Here is a 19,814-nt window from a genome sequence, read left to right as displayed (position 1 = left end):
GCCATGAACGGACTGTCGACCGTCCTGATCGTCGTCGGCCTCTTCCTGGTCGGCGGCATCATCTCCTTCGTCAAGCAGCAGATGCCGAAGAGCCTGATCGTGCTGCTCTCCGTCAGCGCCGCGATGTGTCTGGTCGCGGGTGTCCTGAGGCTGGAGGTGTGGAATTGAGCAACTCCAAGAAGGTCGTGGTCTTCGACTACGGCTTCGGGAACGTCCGCTCCGCCGAGCGTGCCCTCGCGCGCACCGGAGCGGACGTCGAGATCACACGTGACTTCGACAAGGCCATGAACGCGGACGGTCTTCTGGTGCCGGGCGTCGGTGCTTTCGCCGCCTGTATGCAGGGCCTCAAGGAGGCCCGCGGCGACTGGATCGTCGACCGCCGGCTGTCCGGCGGGCGTCCGGTCATGGGCATCTGCGTCGGCATGCAGATCCTGTTCGCGCGCGGCATCGAGCACGGCGTGGAGACCGAGGGCCTCGACGAGTGGCCCGGTTCGGTCGAGCCGCTGCAGGCCGAGATCGTGCCGCACATGGGCTGGAACACCGTCGAGGCGCCCGCCGACTCCCAGCTGTTCGCCGGCCTGGACGCCGACGCGCGCTTCTACTTCGTGCACTCCTACGCCGTCCACGACTGGGCGCTGGAGACGCACAACCCGACGATGCTCGCCCCCAAGGTGACCTGGTCGACGCATGGCAAGCCCTTCGTGGCCGCCGTCGAGAACGGCGCCCTGTGGGCCACCCAGTTCCACCCCGAGAAGTCCGGCGACGCCGGAGCGCAGCTGCTCACCAACTGGATCGGAACCCTGTAGACCATGGCCAAGCTCGAACTCCTCCCCGCCGTCGACGTCCGCGACGGCCAGGCCGTCCGTCTCGTGCACGGCGAGTCCGGCACGGAGACCTCGTACGGCTCCCCCCTGGAGGCCGCCCTCGCCTGGCAGCGGTCGGGCGCCGAGTGGCTGCACCTGGTCGACCTGGACGCCGCGTTCGGCACCGGCGACAACCGCGCGCTGATCGCCGAGGTCGCCAGGGCGATGGACATCAAGGTGGAGCTGTCCGGAGGCATCCGCGATGACGCCTCGCTGGCGGCCGCCCTGGCCACCGGCTGCACCCGGGTGAATCTCGGCACGGCCGCCCTGGAGACGCCGGAGTGGGTCGCCAAGGTCATCGCCGAGCACGGCGACAAGATCGCGGTGGGCCTGGACGTACGCGGTACGACCCTGCGCGGCCGCGGCTGGACCCGCGACGGCGGCGACCTCTACGAGACGCTGGAGCGCCTCAACAAGGAGGGCTGCGCACGGTACGTGGTGACGGACATCGCCAAGGACGGCACCCTCCAGGGCCCCAACCTGGAGCTGCTGAAGAACGTCTGCGCGGCGACGGACCGCCCGGTCGTGGCGTCCGGCGGCGTGTCGTCCCTGGACGACCTCCGCGCCATCGCCGAACTGGTACCCCTCGGTGTCGAGGGCTCCATCGTCGGGAAGGCCCTGTACGCGAAGGCGTTCACCCTGGAAGAGGCCTTGGAGGCTGTGGCGTCATGACATCCGAAGCCGTACGGCGTGTGCAGAGCGGAAGTCCCTGGGAAGAGTCCTTCGGTTTCGCACGCGCCGTCGCGGCGGGCGACCGTGTGCTGGTGGCGGGCACGACGTCCTTCAAGGGCAGCGTGCTGTACGGGGAGGGCGACCCCTACGAGCAGGCCAAGGTGGCCTTCGCCGGCGCGATCGAGGCGATCGGTGAGCTCGGACTCGGCGTGGAGTCCGTGATCCGTACGCGGATGTACCTGACCCATGCGCGGGACGTGGACGCCGTGGGCCGGGCCCACAAGGAACTGTTCGACACGGTGCGCCCGGTCTCGACCCTCCTGGTCGTGGAGGGCTTCGTGGACCCGCGCATCCTGGTCGAAGTGGAACTGGAAGCCTTCCGGGGCTAGTGCAATACAGAGGAGCCGTGGATTCATGACCCTGGCGGTCCGAGTCATCCCCTGCCTGGACGTGGACAACGGCCGGGTCGTCAAGGGCGTCAACTTCCAGAACCTGCGCGACGCGGGCGACCCCGTCGAGATGGCCAAGGTGTACGACGCCGAGGGCGCCGACGAGCTGACGTTCCTGGACATCACCGCCTCGTCGGGCAACCGCGAGACGACGTACGACGTGGTCCGCCGTACGGCCGAGCAGGTGTTCATCCCGCTCACGGTCGGCGGCGGCGTCCGCACGGCCGAGGACGTGGACAAGCTGCTGCGGGCCGGCGCCGACAAGGTGGGCGTCAACACGGCCGCGATCGCCCGCCCCGACCTGATCCGCGAGATCGCGGAGCGCTTCGGCCGCCAGGTGCTGGTCCTGTCCGTGGACGCGCGCCGCACCGCCGAGGGCACCTTCGAGGTCACCACCCACGGCGGCCGGCGCGGCACCGGCATCGACGCCGTCGAATGGGCGCACCGGGCCGCCGAGCTGGGCGCGGGCGAGATCCTGCTCAACTCCATGGACGCGGACGGCACGAAGGACGGCTACGACCTGGAGATGATCGCCGCGGTACGCAAGCACGTGACGGTCCCGGTGATCGCCTCGGGCGGTGCGGGCAGGCTGACCGACTTCCCGCCGGCCATCGGCGCGGGCGCGGACGCGGTCCTTGCGGCGTCCGTCTTCCACTTCGGCGACCTTCGGATCGGCGAGGTGAAGCAGGCGCTGCGGGAGGCGGGGCACCCCGTCCGCTGACCGCCGCCGCGACCGGCGCCCGGGGCGCCGGTCCGGTCTGCCGGCTGCCTCAGATGCCCAGCTGCTTCGCCTCGTGCAGCTTGGCGACCGCGTCCTTGTCGCCGTCCAGTTCCACCTCGGCGGCGCTCTGCCGGCCGTAGGAGAACAGCAGCAGCTCCGACGGCTCGCCGGTCACCGTCACCACGGGGGTCCCGCGGTGGGCGACCGCCGTCTGGCCGTCCGGGCGGCGCAGCACCAGGCCCGTCGGGGCGCTGCGGCCCATCAGGCGGGCCGAGCGCTCCAGGCGGGACCACAGGGTGTCCTGGAAGACCTGGTCCAGCTCGCGCGGCGCCCAGTCCGGCCGCGCACGGCGGACGTCCTCCGTGTGCACGTAGAACTCGACGGTGTTCGACAGCTCGTCGACCTGCTTGAGCTGGAACGGCGAGAAGCGCGGCGGGCCGGTGCGGATGAGCTGGATCAGCTCCTCGTACGGCTTGGCGGTGAACTCCGCCATCACCCGTTCCAGGCGCGGCGCGAGCTGCTTGACCAGGAGGCCGCCTGCGGCATCGGGCCGGCGTTCGCGCACCACCACGTGCGCGGCGAGGTCACGGGTGAGCCAGCCCTCGCAGAGGGTCGGGGCGTCCGGGCCCTCGGCCTCCAACAGGTCGGCCAGGAGAAGTCGTTCACGCTTGGCGAAAGTCGACATGCAGTCAGCCTACGACCACACTCCGGGTCCGCCCAGTGGACACCACCCCGTCACTGTCAGTGGCGGCAGGCACAATGGCACCCATGACCAGTACGCCGCCCCCCAGCAGCCTCGACCCGGAGATCGCCGCGCGCCTCAAGCGCAGCGCCGACGGGCTCGTCCCCGCCATCGCCCAGCAGTACGACACCGGTGAGGTGCTCATGCTCGGCTGGATGGACGACGAGGCGCTGCACCGCACCCTCACCACCGGCCGCTGCACGTACTGGTCGCGCAGCCGCCGGGAGTACTGGGTGAAGGGCGACACCTCCGGCCACTTCCAGTGGGTCAAGTCCGTCGCCCTCGACTGCGACGCGGACACCGTGCTGGTCAAGGTCGACCAGGTCGGCGCCGCCTGCCACACCGGCGCCCGCACCTGCTTCGACGCCGACGTGCTCGTCAAGGACGGCGCCGGTTCCGGCGCAGCGTCCACGGATCAGTAAGGTCTGCCCGCATGGACCTCGAGACCTTCCGCAAGCTGGCCACCGACCGGCGCGTCATCCCGGTCACGCGCAAGCTCCTCGCCGACGGCGACACCCCGGTCGCGCTCTACCGCAAGCTCGCCGCCGAGCGCCCCGGCACCTTCCTGCTGGAGTCCGCGGAGAACGGGCGCTCCTGGTCCCGTTACTCCTTCGTCGGCGTGCGGTCGGCAGCGACCCTGACGGCCCGTGACGGGCAGGCCCACTGGCTCGGCGCGCCGCCCGTCGGAGTCCCCGTCGACGGTGATCCGCTGGTCGCACTGCGCGCCACCATCGAGGCCCTGCACACCCCGCACCAGGAGGGCCTGCCGCCCTTCACCGGCGGCATGGTCGGCTATCTCGGCTACGACATCGTGCGCCGCCTGGAGAAGATCGGCCCGGGGGAGCGGGACGACCTCCGGCTGCCCGAGCTCACCATGCTGCTCACCAGCGACCTCGCCGTCATGGACCACTGGGAGGGCTCGGTCCTGCTGATCGCCAACGCGATCAACCACAACGACCTCGACACCGGTGTCGACGAGGCCCACGCGGACGCGGTCGCCCGCCTCGACGCCATGGAGGCCGACCTCTCGCGCGCGGTCGCCCAGCCGCCCGCAGTGCTCCCGCCCTCCGAGCTCCCCGAGTACACGGCCCTGTGGGGCGGTCCCGACTTCCAGGAGGCCGTCGAGGACATCAAGGAGCGCATCCGGGCCGGGGAGGCCTTCCAGGTCGTCCCCTCGCAGCGCTTCGAAACGCCGTGCACGGCAAGCGCGTTGGACGTCTACCGGGTGCTGCGGGCGACCAACCCCTCGCCGTACATGTACCTGTTCCGCTTCGACGGCTTCGATGTCGTGGGCTCTTCCCCCGAGGCCCTGGTCAAGGTCGAGGACGGGCATGCGATGGTCCACCCCATCGCCGGGACGCGGCACCGAGGGGCCACCCCGCAGGAGGACCAGGCCCTCGCCGACGAACTGCTCGCCGACCCCAAGGAGCGCGCCGAGCACCTCATGCTCGTCGACCTCGGCCGCAATGACCTGGGACGGGTCTGCGAGCCGGGCTCGGTCGAGGTCGTCGACTTCATGTCCGTCGAGCGGTACTCGCACGTGATGCACATCGTCTCCACCGTCACCGGCAAGGTCGCCGAGGGCCGCACCGCCTTCGACGTCCTCACCGCCTGCTTCCCGGCGGGCACCCTCTCCGGCGCCCCCAAGCCCCGGGCGATGCAGATCATCGACGAACTCGAGCCGTCCCGGCGCGGGTTGTACGGCGGCTGCGTCGGCTACCTCGACTTCGCGGGCGACTCCGACACCGCCATCGCCATCCGCACGGCCCTGCTGCGCGGCGGCACGGCGTACGTCCAGGCGGGCGCCGGCATCGTCGCCGACTCCGACCCGCTCGCCGAGGACCAGGAGTGCCGCAACAAGGCCGCGGCCGTGCTGCGGGCGGTCCACACGGCCAACCGGCTGGGCAAGTAGGACCCTTCCTCGACAAGTGGGGTGCTTCTCACGTGAACCCCGGGTGACGGTTCGCCCGGGGTTCGGGCGATAGTGGAGTACGTGACTGCTGTTCCTCACCCCCGTTCCGAAGCCGGCGGACCCACACGGTCCGGTCGCCGGAGTCTCGCCCTTGCCCTGCTGTGCGGTGCGCTCGGCGCGGCCGTGGCGTTGCTGGCCACCCGTCAGCGCTGGTCGGAGGGGACCGCGACGGTGGCCGGCGGCGCCTTCCCGCTGACCGCCAAGGGCAGCGACGTCACGGGCGTACCCGCGGCGCTCGCCATAGTGGGCCTCGCCGCGCTCGTCGCCGTCTTCGCCGTCCGCCGGGCGGGCCGCCTGCTGGTCTCGGCCCTGCTCGCGCTCTCCGGCGCGGGCACCGTGGCCGCGGCCCTGCTGGGCGTCTCCGACAGCTCCGCGCTCGACGAGAAGGCCGCGCAGGCCGCCGGCGACACCTCGGCCACCGTGGACGGCCTCTCCCACACCGCCTGGCCGTACGTCGCGGCCGTGGGCGGCCTCCTGCTCCTCGTCGCGGGCCTGCTCGCCCTGCGCTACGGCCGGAACTGGCCCGCGATGTCCGGCCGCTACGAACGCGACGGCGCCCCCAAGGCCCGCCGCAGGACCGCGTCCGTGGACCCCGACCGCCCCGAGGACATCTGGAAGGCACTCGACCGCGGCGAGGACCCCACGGGAGCCTAGGCCCTCTCCCGGGTCGCCACGCGCAAGCAGCCACCCCCGGGCAGCGCACGCGTGGGCGTGCGGGACAATGTCCGTTGAGCGTCCGGCTCAGACAGGTAAACATCAGCGAGGAGCAAGTCATGGCGGGCAGCAGCCACGGTCACACCCCGGCCGCCTGGACCGGTGTCACGATCGCCTTCATCGGTTTCTGCGTCTCGGGTGCCTTCATGGTGATGGCTCAGCCCGTGGGCTTCTGGGCCGGCATGGCGATCGTGGTCGTCGGCGGCATCGTCGGCTGGATCATGAGCGCGATGGGCATGGGCCAGCCGAAGGACGCGCACCAGACGTTCCAGGACGCGCTCGAGCAGAGCCAGGCGGCCGTCAGCGCCAAGAGCTGACGCACACACGACTGCCGCTGAGGGGCGATCCGGCACCGGATCGCCCCTCACGCGTGGTGTTGCCCGTCCCCCAAGGGGACAATGCGAGACTTGAACCCTTCCCGGTTGAAGCCGGGAATTCCTGGCTCACGCGGCTCGACCGCTCAGCGAGCGACCGAGTCCTACGCGATCAACACCAGCCGGGTCGGAACCAGCCCGGTTGACGGAACACGTCAAGGAGGTAGCGCGTGCTCGGTTCTCGCGACGCGCCGGCCGCAGCGTATCCGGTCGCGATCCGGCCTGGCAGCGAATCCTGCCTGGTGGTGACACGGTGAGCGCCGTCGGCCCGCGCGCGACGGCACGCACGGCTCCACTGGCGCGCCTTGCCGTTCCCGCCGGGATCATGGCGGCCGTCGCCGGGGCCTTCGCATACGTGGGGACGGTCGACCCGTACCAGCCCGGCCACTACCCGGTCTGCCCCCTCTACCGGCTCACCGGCCTGTACTGCCCCGGCTGCGGCGGCCTGCGCAGCGCGCACTCCTTCATCCACGGGGACTTCCTGGCGGCGCTCCAGGACAACGCCCTCGCCGTCGTCGGCTATCTGGGCTTCGCCGTGCTGTGGACCGTATGGGTGGTGCGCGCGGTGCGTGGAAGGCCGTTCCGTCTCGAACTCGGGAGCCGGCAGCTGTGGGTGCTGGGGACGTTGTCGCTGGTCTTCACGGTTGTCCGGAACCTGCCGTTCGGTGGCTGGCTACATCCTTGATCAATGGGCGAACGTCCAGGTACTGGGACCGGCGTCAACCGGATGTGAGGCCTACCCCTCCCTGCGGATACCATCGCAGTGGCCATCTGTTTTTCCCCAGGGGTCAGCTTGGTTCAACAGCTTGAACAGTCAACCGTCTGGAAGGGGGCCGCTCGCGTGAGTGTGCTCGACGAGATCATCGACGGAGTCCGTGCCGACCTCGCGGAGCGGCAGGCGCGCGTCAGCCTCGACGAGCTCAAGGAGCGCGCGGCGAAGGCTCCCGCCGCCAAGGACGGCCTGGCCGCCCTGCGCGGCGACGGTGTGAAGGTCATCTGCGAGGTCAAGCGCTCCAGCCCCTCCAAGGGCGCCCTGGCCGCGATCGCCGACCCGGCGGGCCTCGCCGCGGATTACGAGGCGGGCGGCGCCGCCGTCATCTCCGTCCTGACCGAGCAGCGCCGCTTCGGCGGCTCGCTGGCCGACCTGGAGGCGGTCCGCGCCCGGGTGGACATCCCGGTCCTGCGCAAGGACTTCATCGTCACCTCGTACCAGCTGTGGGAGGCCCGCGCGTACGGCGCCGACCTCGCCCTGCTGATCGTCGCGGCCCTCGACCAGCCCGCCCTCGAATCCCTCATCGAGCGTGCCGTCTCCATCGGCCTCACCCCGCTCGTCGAGGTCCACGACGAGGACGAGGTCGAGCGCGCGGTGGACGCGGGCGCCAAGGTCATCGGCATCAACGCCCGCAACCTCAAGACCCTCGAGGTCGACCGCGGCACCTTCGAGCGCGTCGCCCCCGAGATCCCCGACAGCATCGTCAAGATCGCCGAGTCCGGCGTCCGCGGCCCCCACGACCTCATCGCCTACGCCAACGCCGGCGCCGACGCGGTCCTGGTCGGCGAGTCCCTGGTGACGGGCAAGGACCCGAAGTCCGCGGTCTCGGACCTGGTGGCGGCGGGGGAGCATCCCGCACTGCGGCACGGCCGCAGCTGATCACCCGGTAGAGTGGCGCCGATGACTCTCACCATGACGACCGTGGACCGGTACGCCCGCCTGGCGCGCGGCTGCCGCCCCCGCGGCTGCCGTGCCCCGGCACGCCGCGTGCACGGTCGGAGGGTCAGGTACGTCATCGGAGACGAACCCGGGCAGGTGAACGGGCGGCGATGGCAGCGCCCCTTCAGGGGCGCGGGGCTCTATTCGATCTGCGGCTACCGCCGCGCGGGCGCGACCAGCCACTGACGGCCTGCAGTCGACCGGCAAATCCCTGCCCCCACGGCGATCAGTGTTCTTCATTCACGCACTCACCGTGAGGTTTCCGCATGCCCAGCGAGTTCTTCATCCCCGACCCGGAGGGTCAAGTCCCCACCCCCGAAGGCTACTTCGGCGCCTTCGGCGGCAAGTTCATCCCGGAGGCCCTCGTCGCCGCCGTGGACGAGGTGGCCGTCGAGTACGACAAGGCCAAGCACGACCCCGAGTTCGCCCGCGAACTCGACGACCTGCTGGTCCACTACACCGGCCGCCCCAGCTCCCTCACCGAGGTCCCCCGCTTCGCCGAACACGCCGGCGGCGCCCGGGTGTTCCTCAAGCGCGAGGACCTCAACCACACCGGCTCCCACAAGATCAACAACGTGCTGGGCCAGGCTCTGCTCACCAAGCGCATGGGCAAGACCCGCGTCATCGCCGAGACCGGCGCCGGCCAGCACGGCGTCGCCACGGCGACGGCCTGCGCGCTGTTCGGTCTCGAGTGCACGATCTACATGGGTGAGATCGACACCAAGCGCCAGGCCCTGAACGTGGCCCGGATGCGCATGCTCGGTGCCGAGGTCGTCGCGGTGAAGTCCGGCAGCCGTACGCTCAAGGACGCCATCAACGAGGCCTTCCGGGACTGGGTCGCCAACGTCGACCACACCCACTACCTGTTCGGTACGGTCGCCGGCCCGCACCCCTTCCCGGCCATGGTCCGCGACTTCCACCGCGTGATCGGCGTCGAGGCCCGCCGCCAGCTCCTCGAGCAGGCCGGACGACTGCCCGACGCGGCCATCGCCTGCGTCGGCGGCGGCTCCAACGCCATCGGCCTCTTCCACGCCTTCATCCCGGACGCGTCCGTACGCCTCATCGGCTGCGAGCCGGCCGGCCACGGCGTGGAGACCGGCGAGCACGCGGCGACCCTGACCGCGGGCGAGCCCGGCATCCTGCACGGCTCCCGCTCCTATGTCCTCCAGGACGAGGAGGGCCAGATCACCGAGCCGTACTCGATCTCGGCCGGTCTGGACTACCCGGGCATCGGCCCCGAGCACTCGTACCTCAAGGACAGCGGCCGCGGCGAGTACCGCGCGGTCACCGACGACGCGGCGATGCAGGCCCTGCGCCTGCTCTCGCGCACCGAGGGGATCATCCCGGCCATCGAGAGCGCGCACGCCCTCGCCGGCGCCCTGGAGGTCGGCAAGGAGCTGGGCAAGGACGGCCTGATCGTCGTCAACCTGTCCGGCCGCGGCGACAAGGACATGGACACGGCCGCCCGGTACTTCGGCCTGTACGACACCGACGCCGAGGTCGCCGCCAACGAAGCCGACATCGCGGAGATCGAGGGGGACGCCAAGTGAGCGGCAACATCCAACTGCTGACGGACACCCTCGCCGCCGCGAAGGCGGAGGGGCGCGCCGCGCTCATCGCCTACCTCCCGGCCGGGTTCCCGACCGTGGACGGCGGCATCGAGGCGATCAAGGCCGTCTTCGACGGCGGCGCGGACGTGGTCGAGGTCGGGCTGCCGCACAGCGACCCCGTCCTCGACGGCCCCGTCATCCAGACCGCGGACGACATCGCCCTGCGCGGCGGAGTCAAGATCGCCGACGTCATGCGCACGGTCCGCGAGGCGCACACGGCCACCGGGAAGCCGGTGCTCGTGATGACGTACTGGAACCCGATCGACCGCTACGGCGTCGAGCGCTTCACCGCAGAGCTCGCCGAGGCCGGTGGCGCGGGCTGCATCCTGCCCGACCTGCCGGTGCAGGAGTCGGCCCTGTGGAGGGAGCACGCCGAGAAGCACGGGCTCGCCACGGTCTTCGTGGTCGCGCCCAGCAGCAAGGACGCGCGGCTCGCACAGATCACCGCGGCGGGCAGCGGGTTCGTGTACGCGGCCTCGCTGATGGGCGTCACCGGCACCCGTGAGTCGGTGGGCGCGCAGGCCCAGGACCTGGTGGAGCGCACCCGCGCCACCGGCTCCGACCTGCCCGTCTGTGTCGGGCTCGGGGTCTCCAACGCGGAGCAGGCCGCCGAGGTGGCCGGCTTCGCCGACGGCGTGATCGTCGGCTCGGCCTTCGTCAAGCGGATGCTGGACGCGCCGGACGACGCGGCCGGCGTCGAGGCCGTCCGCGCGCTCGCCGGTGAGCTCGCCAAGGGCGTGCGCCGACAGGCGTGACCGAGCAGTTCAGCTCACGTGGGTCCGCTCGTTTCGCGGGGGTCCTCCGAACGAGTGGATCTGGGGCCGGGGAGGCGCATTGCGCCTCCCCGGCTTCGTTCTGGGGGTGTGAGCGAGAAGAACCGTGACGGAAAGCGCACCGCCCGGGAGCGGCTGGCGGTCGAGCGTGAGAAGCAGAAGGCCGCGGAGAAGCGACGGCGGACGCTGATCGTGGGCGCGAGTGTCGTCTGCGTCCTCGGCCTCGCGGCGGTGATCGGGGTGGTCGCCGCCAACGCGGGCAAGGACAAGGGCAAGAGCTCGGGCCCGGTCGTGGCGCCTTCCGGGGCGCAGGGCAAGGACGGCCTCGCGATCGCCGTGGGCAAGGAGGGCGCCAAGCCGACGCTCACCATCTGGGAGGACTTCCGCTGCCCGGCCTGCCAGGCCTTCGAGACGGTGTACCGCCCGACGCTCCATGAGCTGACCGACTCCGGCAAGCTCAGAATCGAATACCACCTGGTCCGGCTGATCGACGGCAACCTCGGCGGCACCGGCTCGCTGCGCGCGGGCAACGCCGCCGCCTGCGCGCAGAACGCCGGAAGGTTCCGCGACTACCACGACGTGCTCTACGAGAACCAGCCCAAGGAAACCGTCGACACCTTCGCCAACAACGCCAAGCTGATCGACCTGGCGCGCAAGGTGGGCGGCCTCGACACGCCGACCTTCCGCACCTGCGTCAACGACGGCAAGCACGACAGCTGGGTCGACAAGTCGAACGCCGCGTTCAAGGCCGGCCGTTTCAGCGGGACCCCGACCGTGCTGCTCGACGGCAAGAACATCTACCAGGACCAGACGCTGACCCCGGCGAAGCTGAAGCAGATGGTGCTGGCGGCGAAGTAGGGCAGGCCCAGGCCCTGGGGGTAAGAGTTTCACGCCCGCCCGTTATGGACCCGTAGCCGGGCTGCTTGCCGTCGGCCCGGCCCGGCACGGTAGCGTCGACTCTGCCATGGAAGAACTTGCCTACATTCCGAGCCCGTCGCGCGGGGTGCTGTACCTCGGCCCCATCCCGCTGCGCGGCTACGCATTCTGCATCATCATCGGCGTCTTCGTCGCCGTCTGGCTCGGCAACAGGCGCTGGATCGCCCGGGGCGGGCGAGCCGGCACGGTGGCCGACATCGCTGTCTGGGCGGTGCCCTTCGGCCTGGTCGGCGGTCGCCTGTACCACGTGATCACGGACTACGAGCTGTACTTCAGCCAGGGCCGTGACTGGGTGGACGCCTTCAAGGTGTGGCAGGGCGGCCTGGGCATCTGGGGTGCGATCGCGCTCGGCGCGGTCGGCGCGTGGATCGGCTGCCGCCGCCGGGGCATCCCGCTGCCCGCCTACGCCGATGCCATCGCCCCCGGTATCGCCTTCGCGCAGGCGATCGGACGCTGGGGCAACTGGTTCAACCAGGAGCTGTACGGCAAGGAGACCCACCTTCCCTGGGCGCTGCACATCACGTCCTCCGCGGACGGCCGGGTGCCCGGGTACTACCATCCGACGTTTCTCTACGAGTCCCTGTGGTGCATCGGAGTCGCCCTGCTCGTGATCTGGGCCGACCGTCGCTTCAAGCTGGGACACGGCCGGGCGTTCGCGCTGTATGTCGCCGCGTACTGCGTGGGCCGGGCGTGGATCGAGTACATGCGCGTCGACGACGCCCACCACATCCTGGGCGTGCGGCTCAACGACTGGACCGCGGGGATCGTGTTCCTGCTCGCGGTGGCGTACATCGTGGTGTCGGCGAAGAAGCGGCCCGGCAGGGAAGAAGTGGTCGAGCCGGGTGCCGCGGAGGAAGCGGCCGAGGCCGACGGCGGGGCCGCCGTGGCCCTCGACAAGGACGAGGCGGACTCCTCGGCTGCGAAGCAGGACGCGGAGGGCTCCGCAGCGGAACCCGAGGAACCCGCAGAACGCGAGGCCGCCGAGGACGAGGCGGAGGACAGCGCGAAGGACAGCGCCGAGTCGGCCAAGAAGAGCTGACCGTTCGGTCGTACGTCGACGAGGGCGCCCGGGCCACGAGGTCCGGGCGCCCTCGTCTTCAGTTCCGGCGGGCGAGCGACAGCGTGCGGTGTGCTGCCGCCACCACGGCCGCGTCGATGAACCTGCCGTCCGGCAGTGCCTGGGCGCCCTGCTGGGTCATCGCCGCCTTGACGATCGTCTCGGCCTCCTCGGCCTCCCGCTCCGTGGGGAGGTAGGCCCGCTCGATGATGGGGAGTTGGCGGGGGTGGATGGCCGCGCGGCCCAGGAAGCCGAGACTGCGGCCGTGGGCGCAGGAGGCCGCCAGGCCCTCCAGGTCGCGGATGTCCGGATGGACCGACTGCGGCGCCGGGGGCAGGCCTGCGGCCCGGGCGGCGACGACGATCCGGGAGCGGCACCAGTCGAGGCCGGCGTCCTCGCGTACCCCCAGGTCGGCCTGGAGGTCCGCTTCTCCGAGGGCGATGCCGCGCAGGGCGGGGTGGGCGGAGGCGATGGCATGGGCCCGCTCGACGGCCAGGGCGGATTCCAGGAGGGCGTACAGAGCGGGCGTACCGCCGCCGTGCGCAGAGCGTTCCGCGGTGCGGACGATCTGCTCGGGAGAGGTGACCTTCGGCAGACGCAGCCCCGAGAGGCCGGGCCGCCCGGCCACCGCCTCCAGGTCCCGGGGCGCCAGCGGCCCGTCCAGGGCGTTCACACGCACGTGGACGGGGACCGGCTGCGGGGCGGAGAGCAGCTCGGCGGTGGCCGCGCGGGCGTACTCCTTGCGGTCCGGGGCGACCGCGTCCTCCAGGTCGATGACGACGACGTCGGCCCCGGCGGTCAGCGCCTTCGCGACCACGTGCGGGCGGTCGCCGGGAGCGTAGAGCCAGGTGAGCGGGGGCGCTGTCATACGGCGCCCTCCTCGCGGAGGGTGACTGGCTCGATGACTGGCTCGGGCGGGGTCGGGCCGAGGTCGGTCAGGACGGTCTCGGTGTGGGCGCCGTCCGGGCGGCGTGCCCGGTGGATTGCGCCGGGGGTGGTGGAGGGGCGGAGCTGGAGGTTCTGCGTCATACGGCGCCCTCCTTGCGCAGGGTTGTCAGTTCGGCCGGGGTGAGGCCGAGGCTGGTCAGGACGGTCTCGGTGTCGGCGCCGTGGGGGCGGCCCGGCCAGTGGATCGCGCCGGGGGTTGCGGAGAGGCGGAAGAGGACGTTCTGCATGCGCAGGGGGCCCAGGTCCGGGTCGTCGAGGGTGGTGATCGTGTCGAGGGCCGCGTACTGCGGGTCGGTCATCACGTCCCGTACGTCCTGGATGGGCGCGACCGCGGCCTCGGCCTTCTCGAAGGCCGCGAGGACCTCGCCACGGGTGCGCCCGGCGATCCAGCCGCCGACCGCCTCGTCCAGGACGTCGGCGTGCCGGGCGCGGTCGGCACCCGTCGCGAACCACGGCTCGTCGATCAGCTCCGGGCGGCCCACCAGGCACATCACGCGTTCCGCGACCGACTGCGCGGAGGTCGAGACGGCGACCCAGGTGCCGTCGGCGGTGCGATAGGTGTTGCGGGGCGCGTTGTTGGCGGAACGGTTGCCGGTGCGCTGCTGCACGTAGCCCAGCTGGTCGTACCAGGTCGGCTGGGGGCCGAGGACGGTCAGGATCGGCTCGATGATCGCCATGTCGACGACCTGGCCCTCGCCGGTGCGGTCACGGGCGGACAGCGCGGTCATGACGGCGTAGGCGGTGGCCAGACCGGCGACGGAGTCGGCGAGGCCGAAGGGCGGCAGCGTCGGAGGTGCGTCCGGTTCGCCGGTGATCGCGGCGAAACCGCTCATGGCCTCGGCGAGGGTGCCGAAGCCGGGGCGGTGCGCATACGGGCCGAACTGGCCGAAGGCGGTGACCCTGGTCAGGATCAGACGGGGGTTGGCGGCGGACAGCTCCGCCCAGCCCAGGTCCCACTTCTCCAGCGTGCCGGGGCGGAAGTTCTCGATGACGACGTCGGCGGTGGCGACAAGACGCAGCAGGGTGGAGCGGCCGCCCGGCTTCGACAGGTCGAGGGTGATGGTGTGCTTGTTGCGGCCGAGGACCTTCCACCAGAGGCCGACGCCGTCCTTAGACGGGCCGTGGCCACGGGAGGGATCGGGCTTCGCCGGGTGCTCCACCTTGATGACCTCCGCGCCGAAGTCGCCGAGCATCGTGGCGGCGAGCGGCCCGGCGAAGAGGGTGGCGAGGTCGAGGACGCGCAGGCCGCTGAGCGGGGCTTCGTTCATGACGCGAACTGCGCTTCGATCTCCGGGCGGCAGGGCATCGACGCCGACGCTCCGGGCCGCTGGACCGACAGCGCCGCGGCCGCGCCCGCCCAGGCCAGCGCGGACCGCATCGGCCGCCCCTCGGTCAGTGCCACGGCGAGGGCGCCGACGAACGTGTCGCCCGCGCCCGTCGAGTCCACGGCGGTGACCTGCGGTGCGGGCACGACGAGCGGATCGGCGCCGCGGGCCGCGTACAGGCAACCCGTCGAGCCGAGGGTGACGACCACCTCCGGCACCTGGTCGAGCAGGGCTGTGGCCGCGGCGGCCGGGTCGGTACGGCCGGTGAGGATGGTGGCCTCGTGCTCGTTGGGGACCAACAGGTCGGTGGCGGCAAGGAGTTCGGGTGGCAGCGGCTGGGCGGGGGCGGGGGTGAGGATCGTACGGATGCCGTGGGCGCGGGCGGCCCGCGCGCCCGCCAGTACGGCCGCGAGCGGGATCTCCAGTTGGAGGAGCAGGGCGTCGGCGGAGGCGATGAGGGCGTCGTCGCCGGGGACGAGGTGGTCGACGATGCCGTTGGCGCCGGGGATGACGACGATCGAGTTGCCGCCCTTGTCGTCGACGACGATGTGGGCGGTGCCGGAAGGGCCTTCGACGGTGCGCAGCAGGTCGGTGTCGACGCCCGAGTGCTCCAGGGTGGAGCGGAGGCGGGCGCCGAAGGTGTCGTTCCCGACCGCGCCGATCATCGAGACGGTGGCGCCCGCGCGGGCCGCGGCGATCGCCTGGTTGGCGCCCTTGCCGCCGGGGATCGTACGGAACTCCCGTCCCCTGACGGTCTCTCCGCGCTGCGGGGCCTTCTCGACGTAGGTGACGAGGTCCATGTTCGTGCTGCCCAGTACGACGATGTGGGTCATGGGCGGGATGCCTCCCGGAGGGTGAGATGGGCCAGGGCGTCGAAGCCGATGCCGTTGAAGTCGCCGATGGAAGTGGCCAGTCGGTTCTTGAGGGGGGTGGTCCAGCGGTCGGGCAGGGCGAGGGGGCTGCCGGTGAGGAGGGCGGCGATGCTGCCTGCCGTGGCGCCGTTGGAGTCCGTGTCCCAACCGCCCGACACGGCACGGCAGATGGAGCCGGTGAAGTCGCCGTTCGCGTGGGTGAGGGCGGCGGCGATCAGGGCCGTGTTGGGGACGGCGTGGACCCAGTGGTGGGTGTCGGCATGGGTGGCGTGGAGCTCGTCCACGACGGTGTCGAAGTCCGCGTGCTTCTCGGCGAGTCGGATGGCGTGACGGACGGCTCGGGCCACACGGGAGCGGGGTGGGATCACCGTGAGGCCGGTGCGCAGGCAGGCGTGGATGTCATGGGCGGCGGTGGCCGCCTGCGCGATGGTGGCCGCCGTGAACATCGCCGCGTAGACGCCGTTGGCGGTGTGGGTGAGGGTGGCGTCGCGGTGGGCCTGTTCCGCTGCGGCAGCCGGGTCGCCGGGGTTGGTCCAGCCGTGGACGTCGGCTCGGATGAGGGCGCCGATCCATTCGCGGAAGGGGTTGCGGTGGCGGGCCGTGCGGGGTGGTTCCAGGCCGAGGAGGAGGTTGCGGTAGGCGATGCGTTCGGCGGTGAAGGTGCGGCCGGCCGGGAGCTCTGTGAGCCAGAGCTCGGCTGCGTCGGTGGTGGTGAAGTGCTTTCCGTGGCGTTGCAGCAGGAGGAGGTTGAGGAGGGGGTAGTTGAGGTCGTCGTCCTCGGGCATGCCGTCGATGTTCTCGGCGAGGGAGGTGGTTGCCGAGCGGCGGTTCCAGGGGTGTTGCGACAGGAGGCCTTCTGGGACGCCGCGGGCTGTGAAGTAGGTGTTCAGGGGCCAGTTGCCGGTGGACTGCGCCAGTGCGCGGATGGCTTCGAGGGGGAGTTTTTCCACGGGTTTGCCCAGGAGGCAGCCGACGGCTCTGCCCAGCCAGGCGGCTTCCAGGCGGGCGTGAGTGGGGGTGGGGGCGCTCGCCGGCGCTGGCGGGGGGCCGCTCTCTTTGGGCCGGGAGCCGCCCCAGCGGCACGACTGCCCGCAGCTACGGGGGCTTTCAGCGCTCGGCCAGTCTGGGCAGAGGGATCTGATCTTTGTCAGGTCCGTTGGTTCGGCGTCCTCCAACGTGCTTGGCAGGTCCGCCAGTTCGTCCAGCAGGTCCTTTGCCAGCAGCCGTAGATAGCGCGACGCCGGTTTCGTCGACGCGCCTGCGTGCAGCGGGGCCTCCGTGCCGCCCGCAGCCTTCCATCTCGCCGCGATCGCCGATGGCTCGCGGCCGTCCAGGGTCGCCTGGCGCAGTTCGTGGCCGATCAGGTCCTCCGGCTGGACCCAGGTCAGTCGGAGCATCTCGGGTCTCCGAGGTTGATGAACGCAGACTCGTGGGTCCTGCGGCGGTGTACGTCCCGTTCGAAGATCTCGCGGGTCACGGCGGTGAGGGCCGTCGCCGGTTGCCACAGGTCCAGGCGGCTCGCCTCCGCCACCTGCTTCGACCAGTCCTCCGGGGCCGGGGAACCCAGGGCCCCGGCGAGCGCGCCGGTCATCGTCGCGATCGAGTCGCAGTCGCGGCCGTAGTTCACCGCGCCCAGGACCGCGTGCCGGTAGTCGCCGCGGGACACCAGCAACATGCCCAGGGCGACGGGGAGTTCCTCGATGGAGTGGAGGCGGGACGGGCGGCGGGCGCCGAGGGACGGGGTGCGGTAGTCCGGGCCGACCGTGTCGTAGGGGGCGACTGCTTCCCGTAGCGGAAGCAGGGCCGATTCGAAGTCCGTGTGAAGGGACGCCTCTTCGCAGACCTTCTCGATCGCCGTGCGGGTGCCGTCCTTCGCGAGGGACAGGGCCGCGGTGACGACCGAGTCCGGGGTTGCCCCGGGGAGGGTCGCCGCGGCCACCGCCGCCGCGAAGACGCCTGCCGCCTCGCGGCCGTACGAGGACTGGTGGGCGCCCGCGATGTCGATCGCCTCGGTGTAGGCGGCCGGGGGGTTGGCCGCGTTCACCAGGCCCACCGGAGCCATGTACATCGCCGCACCGCAGTTGACGATGTTGCCGACGCCGGCCTCGCGGGGGTCGACATGGCCGTAGTGGAGACGGGCCACCAGCCATTTCTCCGCGAGGAAGATGCGGTGCAGGGGGAGGGCTTCCTGCTCCAGCTCCGGGATCCAGCGGGGGGTCGTCATCAGGTCCGGGACCAGGTGGTCGGCGATCGCGTAGGCGTCGAGGTGGTCGCGGACCCGGTCGTAGACCCGGATCAGGGCGTGCGTCATCAAGGTGTCGTCGGTGACGTGGCCGTCGCCCTTGTGGTACGGCGCGAGGGGGCGGGCCGTGCGCCAGGCCTCGCCGTTCCAGGGGCCGACGATGCCGTGGACGCGGCCGCTGTGGCGTTCGAGGATCTGGTCGGGGGAGTAGCCCTCGACGGGGCCGCCGAGGGCGTCGCCGACCGCCGCGCCCACGAGGGCCCCGGTGATCCGGTCCTCGAGGCTGGTTTTGGGGTTTTTGGGCCTCATGGCCCGAATCATCCTCCTGGTGGGGCCGGTTGTGCGGCTTCCAGGAGTTCGGCGAGTTCCACCAGGTCGGTGCCGGTGAGGCGGGGGAGAGCGCAGCCTGAGAGGGTGCGGCAGGCTTCCCGCCAGGTGGCGGGGATGGACGCGCCGCCGCCCAGCGCGCCGGTGAGGGCGCCTGCCAGGGCCGGGGCCGAGTCGGCGACTCGGGAGAGGCAGACGGCGGCCGGTACCGCTTCGGCGATACGGCCGTTCGACGCGGCGGTCAGGGCCAGGGCCACCGGGACCGTCTCGGCCGCAGCGATGCCGTAGCTGTAGACGTGGTCGACGATCTGGTGTTCCAGGAGGGGGACCAGGGTGAAGGCGGTCTCGGCGTCGGCGGCCAGCTTGAGGGCGTGGCGGGCGTTGCGGCCGATCTCGGTGGTCTCGGGGAGTTCGGTGAGGGCCGCGTTGACGCAGGTCTCGACGTCCGCGCCGGCCAGTGCGAGTGCGAGGGCCGCCGCCATCGCCCGGGCGCCGTGCACTCCGTCGCCGTCCTGGGTGTAGCGGGCGTCGAACTCGGCCAGGTCGGCGGCGAGTCGGGGGGCGCCGGGGTGCGCCACGGCGAGTACGCAGGCCCGTACGCAGGCCGCGTCGTCGAAGTAGTGGGGGTTGTCGTGGCCGGTGGCGGGCGGGCGCAGGCCGGTGGCGAGATTGCCGAGGCCGGCGCGTACGGAGATACGGGCGCGGAGGGGGAGGACGGCGGACTCGACCTCCGGGGCGCGGTCCGCCGCGGCGGCCACCTCGGCGGCGAGGGCGTTCCAGGTGAGGTCGATGGCGGCTCTTGTACGGCGATGTCGGCTCAGGTCGGCGAGGGCGGTGTCGTCGCCGGCGCGCAGAAGTGCCTCCGCGGCGAAGGCCGCCCACTCGGCGTCGTCGGAGCACCCCAGGCGGAGGGGCTCGGGGGGCTGGTTCAGAGCGATGGGGACGGGGAGGGTGGTGGTGGCGTTCTGTTCGGCGAAGGTGTCGAGTTCACGGGTGAGGCGGCGTGTCCACTCGGGCATACGGGCGGCCCGGTGGCGGGCGGCGGGCCAGCCGGCGGCGTCGCCCGCAGCGAGGCCGAGCAGCAGCCCGACGGTCCTCCCGGCCCGGGCGGTGCCCTGCGGGGGCCGGGGCTCGGCCGCCCCTGCGGGGCCCTGCGGGGGCTGGGACTCGGTCGCCTCGGCTTCGCCATCGGCGGATCGGTTCCCACCCGCACCATCCGTGCGACTTTCGTCGTCGGGTGCGGGTGGCCCCAGTGGGGGGTTCTCGCCGTTGGCGGCTGCGGGGTCGGCCGTGTGTGGCGTCTGCGAGGGGTGCTCGTTGTTGGCGGCGGGTCGGGTCGGGTTTGTGGGGTCGCCCCTGCGGGGTTCGTGGTCGGGTGCGGCGGGCCCTTGCCGGAGGTTGTCGTCGTTGGCGGTCGCGGGGCCGCCCCTGTGGGGTTTGTCCCCGGGTGGGGGTGGCCCCTGGCGAGCGTTCTTGTCGCCCATGACCGCGGCCTCGGTCGGTTTT

At 71.8% G+C, this 19,814-nt stretch carries 24 protein-coding genes; 16 read left to right on the top strand and 8 right to left on the bottom strand.

Translation table 11 applies throughout. The annotated features are described in order from the left end of the window. Positions 1-3: 3 nt before the first annotated feature. Genes ACWCRD_RS29850 through hisF form a run of 5 tightly spaced genes read left to right on the top strand, consistent with a single transcriptional unit; the run spans position 4 to position 2,705 of the window. A complete protein-coding gene (locus tag ACWCRD_RS29850) occupies positions 4-168 on the top strand; it encodes a hypothetical protein (RefSeq protein WP_030932891.1) in 165 nt (54 codons plus the stop codon). Further along, positions 165-806: an imidazole glycerol phosphate synthase subunit HisH gene (gene hisH, locus ACWCRD_RS29845; RefSeq protein ID WP_115908698.1), complete on the top strand. Its 642-nt coding sequence runs from the start codon at positions 165-167 to the stop codon at positions 804-806. The genes ACWCRD_RS29850 and hisH overlap by 4 nt, the downstream gene beginning before the upstream one ends. A 3-nt stretch (positions 807-809) precedes the next feature. Beyond that, positions 810-1,535 (top strand): bifunctional 1-(5-phosphoribosyl)-5-((5-phosphoribosylamino)methylideneamino)imidazole-4-carboxamide isomerase/phosphoribosylanthranilate isomerase PriA, encoded by a 726-nt coding sequence (priA, locus tag ACWCRD_RS29840; RefSeq protein WP_450968875.1) that lies wholly within the window; start codon positions 810-812, stop codon positions 1,533-1,535. Then, on the top strand, positions 1,532-1,924 hold the full coding sequence (locus ACWCRD_RS29835) for a RidA family protein (protein ID WP_450968874.1): 393 nt from the start codon (positions 1,532-1,534) through the stop codon (positions 1,922-1,924). Before priA ends, ACWCRD_RS29835 begins: the two co-directional genes overlap by 4 nt. A gap of 25 nt (positions 1,925-1,949) precedes the next feature. Beyond that, positions 1,950-2,705 (top strand): imidazole glycerol phosphate synthase subunit HisF, encoded by a 756-nt coding sequence (hisF, locus tag ACWCRD_RS29830; RefSeq protein WP_344404031.1) that lies wholly within the window; start codon positions 1,950-1,952, stop codon positions 2,703-2,705. Between the two features lie 49 nt (positions 2,706-2,754). Here the strand turns inward: hisF and ACWCRD_RS29825 are convergent, their stop codons facing one another. Then, positions 2,755-3,390 (bottom strand): TIGR03085 family metal-binding protein, encoded by a 636-nt coding sequence (locus ACWCRD_RS29825; RefSeq protein ID WP_450968873.1) that lies wholly within the window; start codon positions 3,388-3,390, stop codon positions 2,755-2,757. Between the two features lie 83 nt (positions 3,391-3,473). Between ACWCRD_RS29825 and hisI the strand changes: the two genes are divergently transcribed. The 11 genes from hisI (at position 3,474) to lgt (ending at position 12,576) form a co-directional block, all read left to right on the top strand. After that, positions 3,474-3,869, top strand: coding sequence for a phosphoribosyl-AMP cyclohydrolase (gene hisI / locus ACWCRD_RS29820; protein ID WP_450968872.1), 396 nt, complete (start codon positions 3,474-3,476; stop codon positions 3,867-3,869). Between the two features lie 11 nt (positions 3,870-3,880). After that, positions 3,881-5,359, top strand: coding sequence for an anthranilate synthase component I (locus ACWCRD_RS29815; protein WP_450968871.1), 1,479 nt, complete (start codon positions 3,881-3,883; stop codon positions 5,357-5,359). 72 nt (positions 5,360-5,431) lie between these two features. Next, complete coding sequence (locus ACWCRD_RS29810; RefSeq protein ID WP_450968870.1) at positions 5,432-6,073, top strand: TIGR02234 family membrane protein; 642 nt, start codon at positions 5,432-5,434, stop codon at positions 6,071-6,073. 119 nt (positions 6,074-6,192) lie between these two features. Next, positions 6,193-6,450, top strand: coding sequence for an HGxxPAAW family protein (locus tag ACWCRD_RS29805; protein WP_450968869.1), 258 nt, complete (start codon positions 6,193-6,195; stop codon positions 6,448-6,450). Between the two features lie 310 nt (positions 6,451-6,760). Continuing rightward, positions 6,761-7,192 (top strand): DUF2752 domain-containing protein, encoded by a 432-nt coding sequence (locus ACWCRD_RS29800; RefSeq protein WP_450968868.1) that lies wholly within the window; start codon positions 6,761-6,763, stop codon positions 7,190-7,192. A 156-nt stretch (positions 7,193-7,348) separates the two neighbouring features. Then, positions 7,349-8,158: an indole-3-glycerol phosphate synthase TrpC gene (trpC, locus tag ACWCRD_RS29795; RefSeq protein ID WP_450968867.1), complete on the top strand. Its 810-nt coding sequence runs from the start codon at positions 7,349-7,351 to the stop codon at positions 8,156-8,158. A 21-nt stretch (positions 8,159-8,179) separates the two neighbouring features. Beyond that, positions 8,180-8,404 (top strand): tryptophan biosynthesis modulator TrpM, encoded by a 225-nt coding sequence (trpM, locus tag ACWCRD_RS29790; protein ID WP_450968866.1) that lies wholly within the window; start codon positions 8,180-8,182, stop codon positions 8,402-8,404. Between the two features lie 80 nt (positions 8,405-8,484). Continuing rightward, positions 8,485-9,768: a tryptophan synthase subunit beta gene (gene trpB / locus ACWCRD_RS29785; RefSeq protein ID WP_450968865.1), complete on the top strand. Its 1,284-nt coding sequence runs from the start codon at positions 8,485-8,487 to the stop codon at positions 9,766-9,768. After that, positions 9,765-10,583: a tryptophan synthase subunit alpha gene (gene trpA / locus ACWCRD_RS29780; protein ID WP_450968864.1), complete on the top strand. Its 819-nt coding sequence runs from the start codon at positions 9,765-9,767 to the stop codon at positions 10,581-10,583. The genes trpB and trpA overlap by 4 nt, the downstream gene beginning before the upstream one ends. A gap of 108 nt (positions 10,584-10,691) precedes the next feature. Further along, on the top strand, positions 10,692-11,459 hold the full coding sequence (locus ACWCRD_RS29775) for a DsbA family protein (protein WP_450968863.1): 768 nt from the start codon (positions 10,692-10,694) through the stop codon (positions 11,457-11,459). Positions 11,460-11,565: 106 nt separating this feature from the next. Continuing rightward, positions 11,566-12,576, top strand: a complete 1,011-nt coding sequence (gene lgt / locus ACWCRD_RS29770) for a prolipoprotein diacylglyceryl transferase (RefSeq protein WP_450968862.1) — start codon at positions 11,566-11,568, stop codon at positions 12,574-12,576. Positions 12,577-12,634: 58 nt separating this feature from the next. Here lgt and ACWCRD_RS29765 read toward each other — a convergent pair whose 3' ends face one another. Genes ACWCRD_RS29765 through ACWCRD_RS29735 form a run of 7 tightly spaced genes read right to left on the bottom strand, consistent with a single transcriptional unit; the run spans position 12,635 to position 19,792 of the window. Next, positions 12,635-13,462 carry an HpcH/HpaI aldolase/citrate lyase family protein gene (locus ACWCRD_RS29765; RefSeq protein WP_450968861.1) on the bottom strand — a complete coding sequence of 276 codons (828 nt, stop codon included), beginning with the start codon at positions 13,460-13,462 and terminating at the stop codon, positions 12,635-12,637. Then, positions 13,459-13,623, bottom strand: coding sequence for a hypothetical protein (locus ACWCRD_RS29760; RefSeq protein ID WP_450968860.1), 165 nt, complete (start codon positions 13,621-13,623; stop codon positions 13,459-13,461). Before ACWCRD_RS29760 ends, ACWCRD_RS29765 begins: the two co-directional genes overlap by 4 nt. Further along, on the bottom strand, positions 13,620-14,810 hold the full coding sequence (locus ACWCRD_RS29755) for a CaiB/BaiF CoA transferase family protein (RefSeq protein ID WP_450968859.1): 1,191 nt from the start codon (positions 14,808-14,810) through the stop codon (positions 13,620-13,622). The genes ACWCRD_RS29760 and ACWCRD_RS29755 overlap by 4 nt, the downstream gene beginning before the upstream one ends. After that, complete coding sequence (gene rbsK / locus ACWCRD_RS29750; RefSeq protein WP_450968858.1) at positions 14,807-15,700, bottom strand: ribokinase; 894 nt, start codon at positions 15,698-15,700, stop codon at positions 14,807-14,809. The genes ACWCRD_RS29755 and rbsK overlap by 4 nt, the downstream gene beginning before the upstream one ends. Continuing rightward, positions 15,697-17,136, bottom strand: coding sequence for an ADP-ribosylglycohydrolase family protein (locus tag ACWCRD_RS29745; RefSeq protein WP_450968857.1), 1,440 nt, complete (start codon positions 17,134-17,136; stop codon positions 15,697-15,699). Before ACWCRD_RS29745 ends, rbsK begins: the two co-directional genes overlap by 4 nt. After that, positions 17,124-18,290: an ADP-ribosylglycohydrolase family protein gene (locus ACWCRD_RS29740; RefSeq protein WP_450968856.1), complete on the bottom strand. Its 1,167-nt coding sequence runs from the start codon at positions 18,288-18,290 to the stop codon at positions 17,124-17,126. The genes ACWCRD_RS29745 and ACWCRD_RS29740 overlap by 13 nt, the downstream gene beginning before the upstream one ends. A gap of 8 nt (positions 18,291-18,298) precedes the next feature. Then, positions 18,299-19,792 (bottom strand): ADP-ribosylglycohydrolase family protein, encoded by a 1,494-nt coding sequence (locus ACWCRD_RS29735; protein WP_450968855.1) that lies wholly within the window; start codon positions 19,790-19,792, stop codon positions 18,299-18,301. Positions 19,793-19,814 lie beyond the last annotated feature (22 nt).

Source organism: Streptomyces sp. NPDC002092, assembly GCF_053593775.1.
This window is presented reverse-complemented; position numbering and strand designations above follow the sequence as displayed.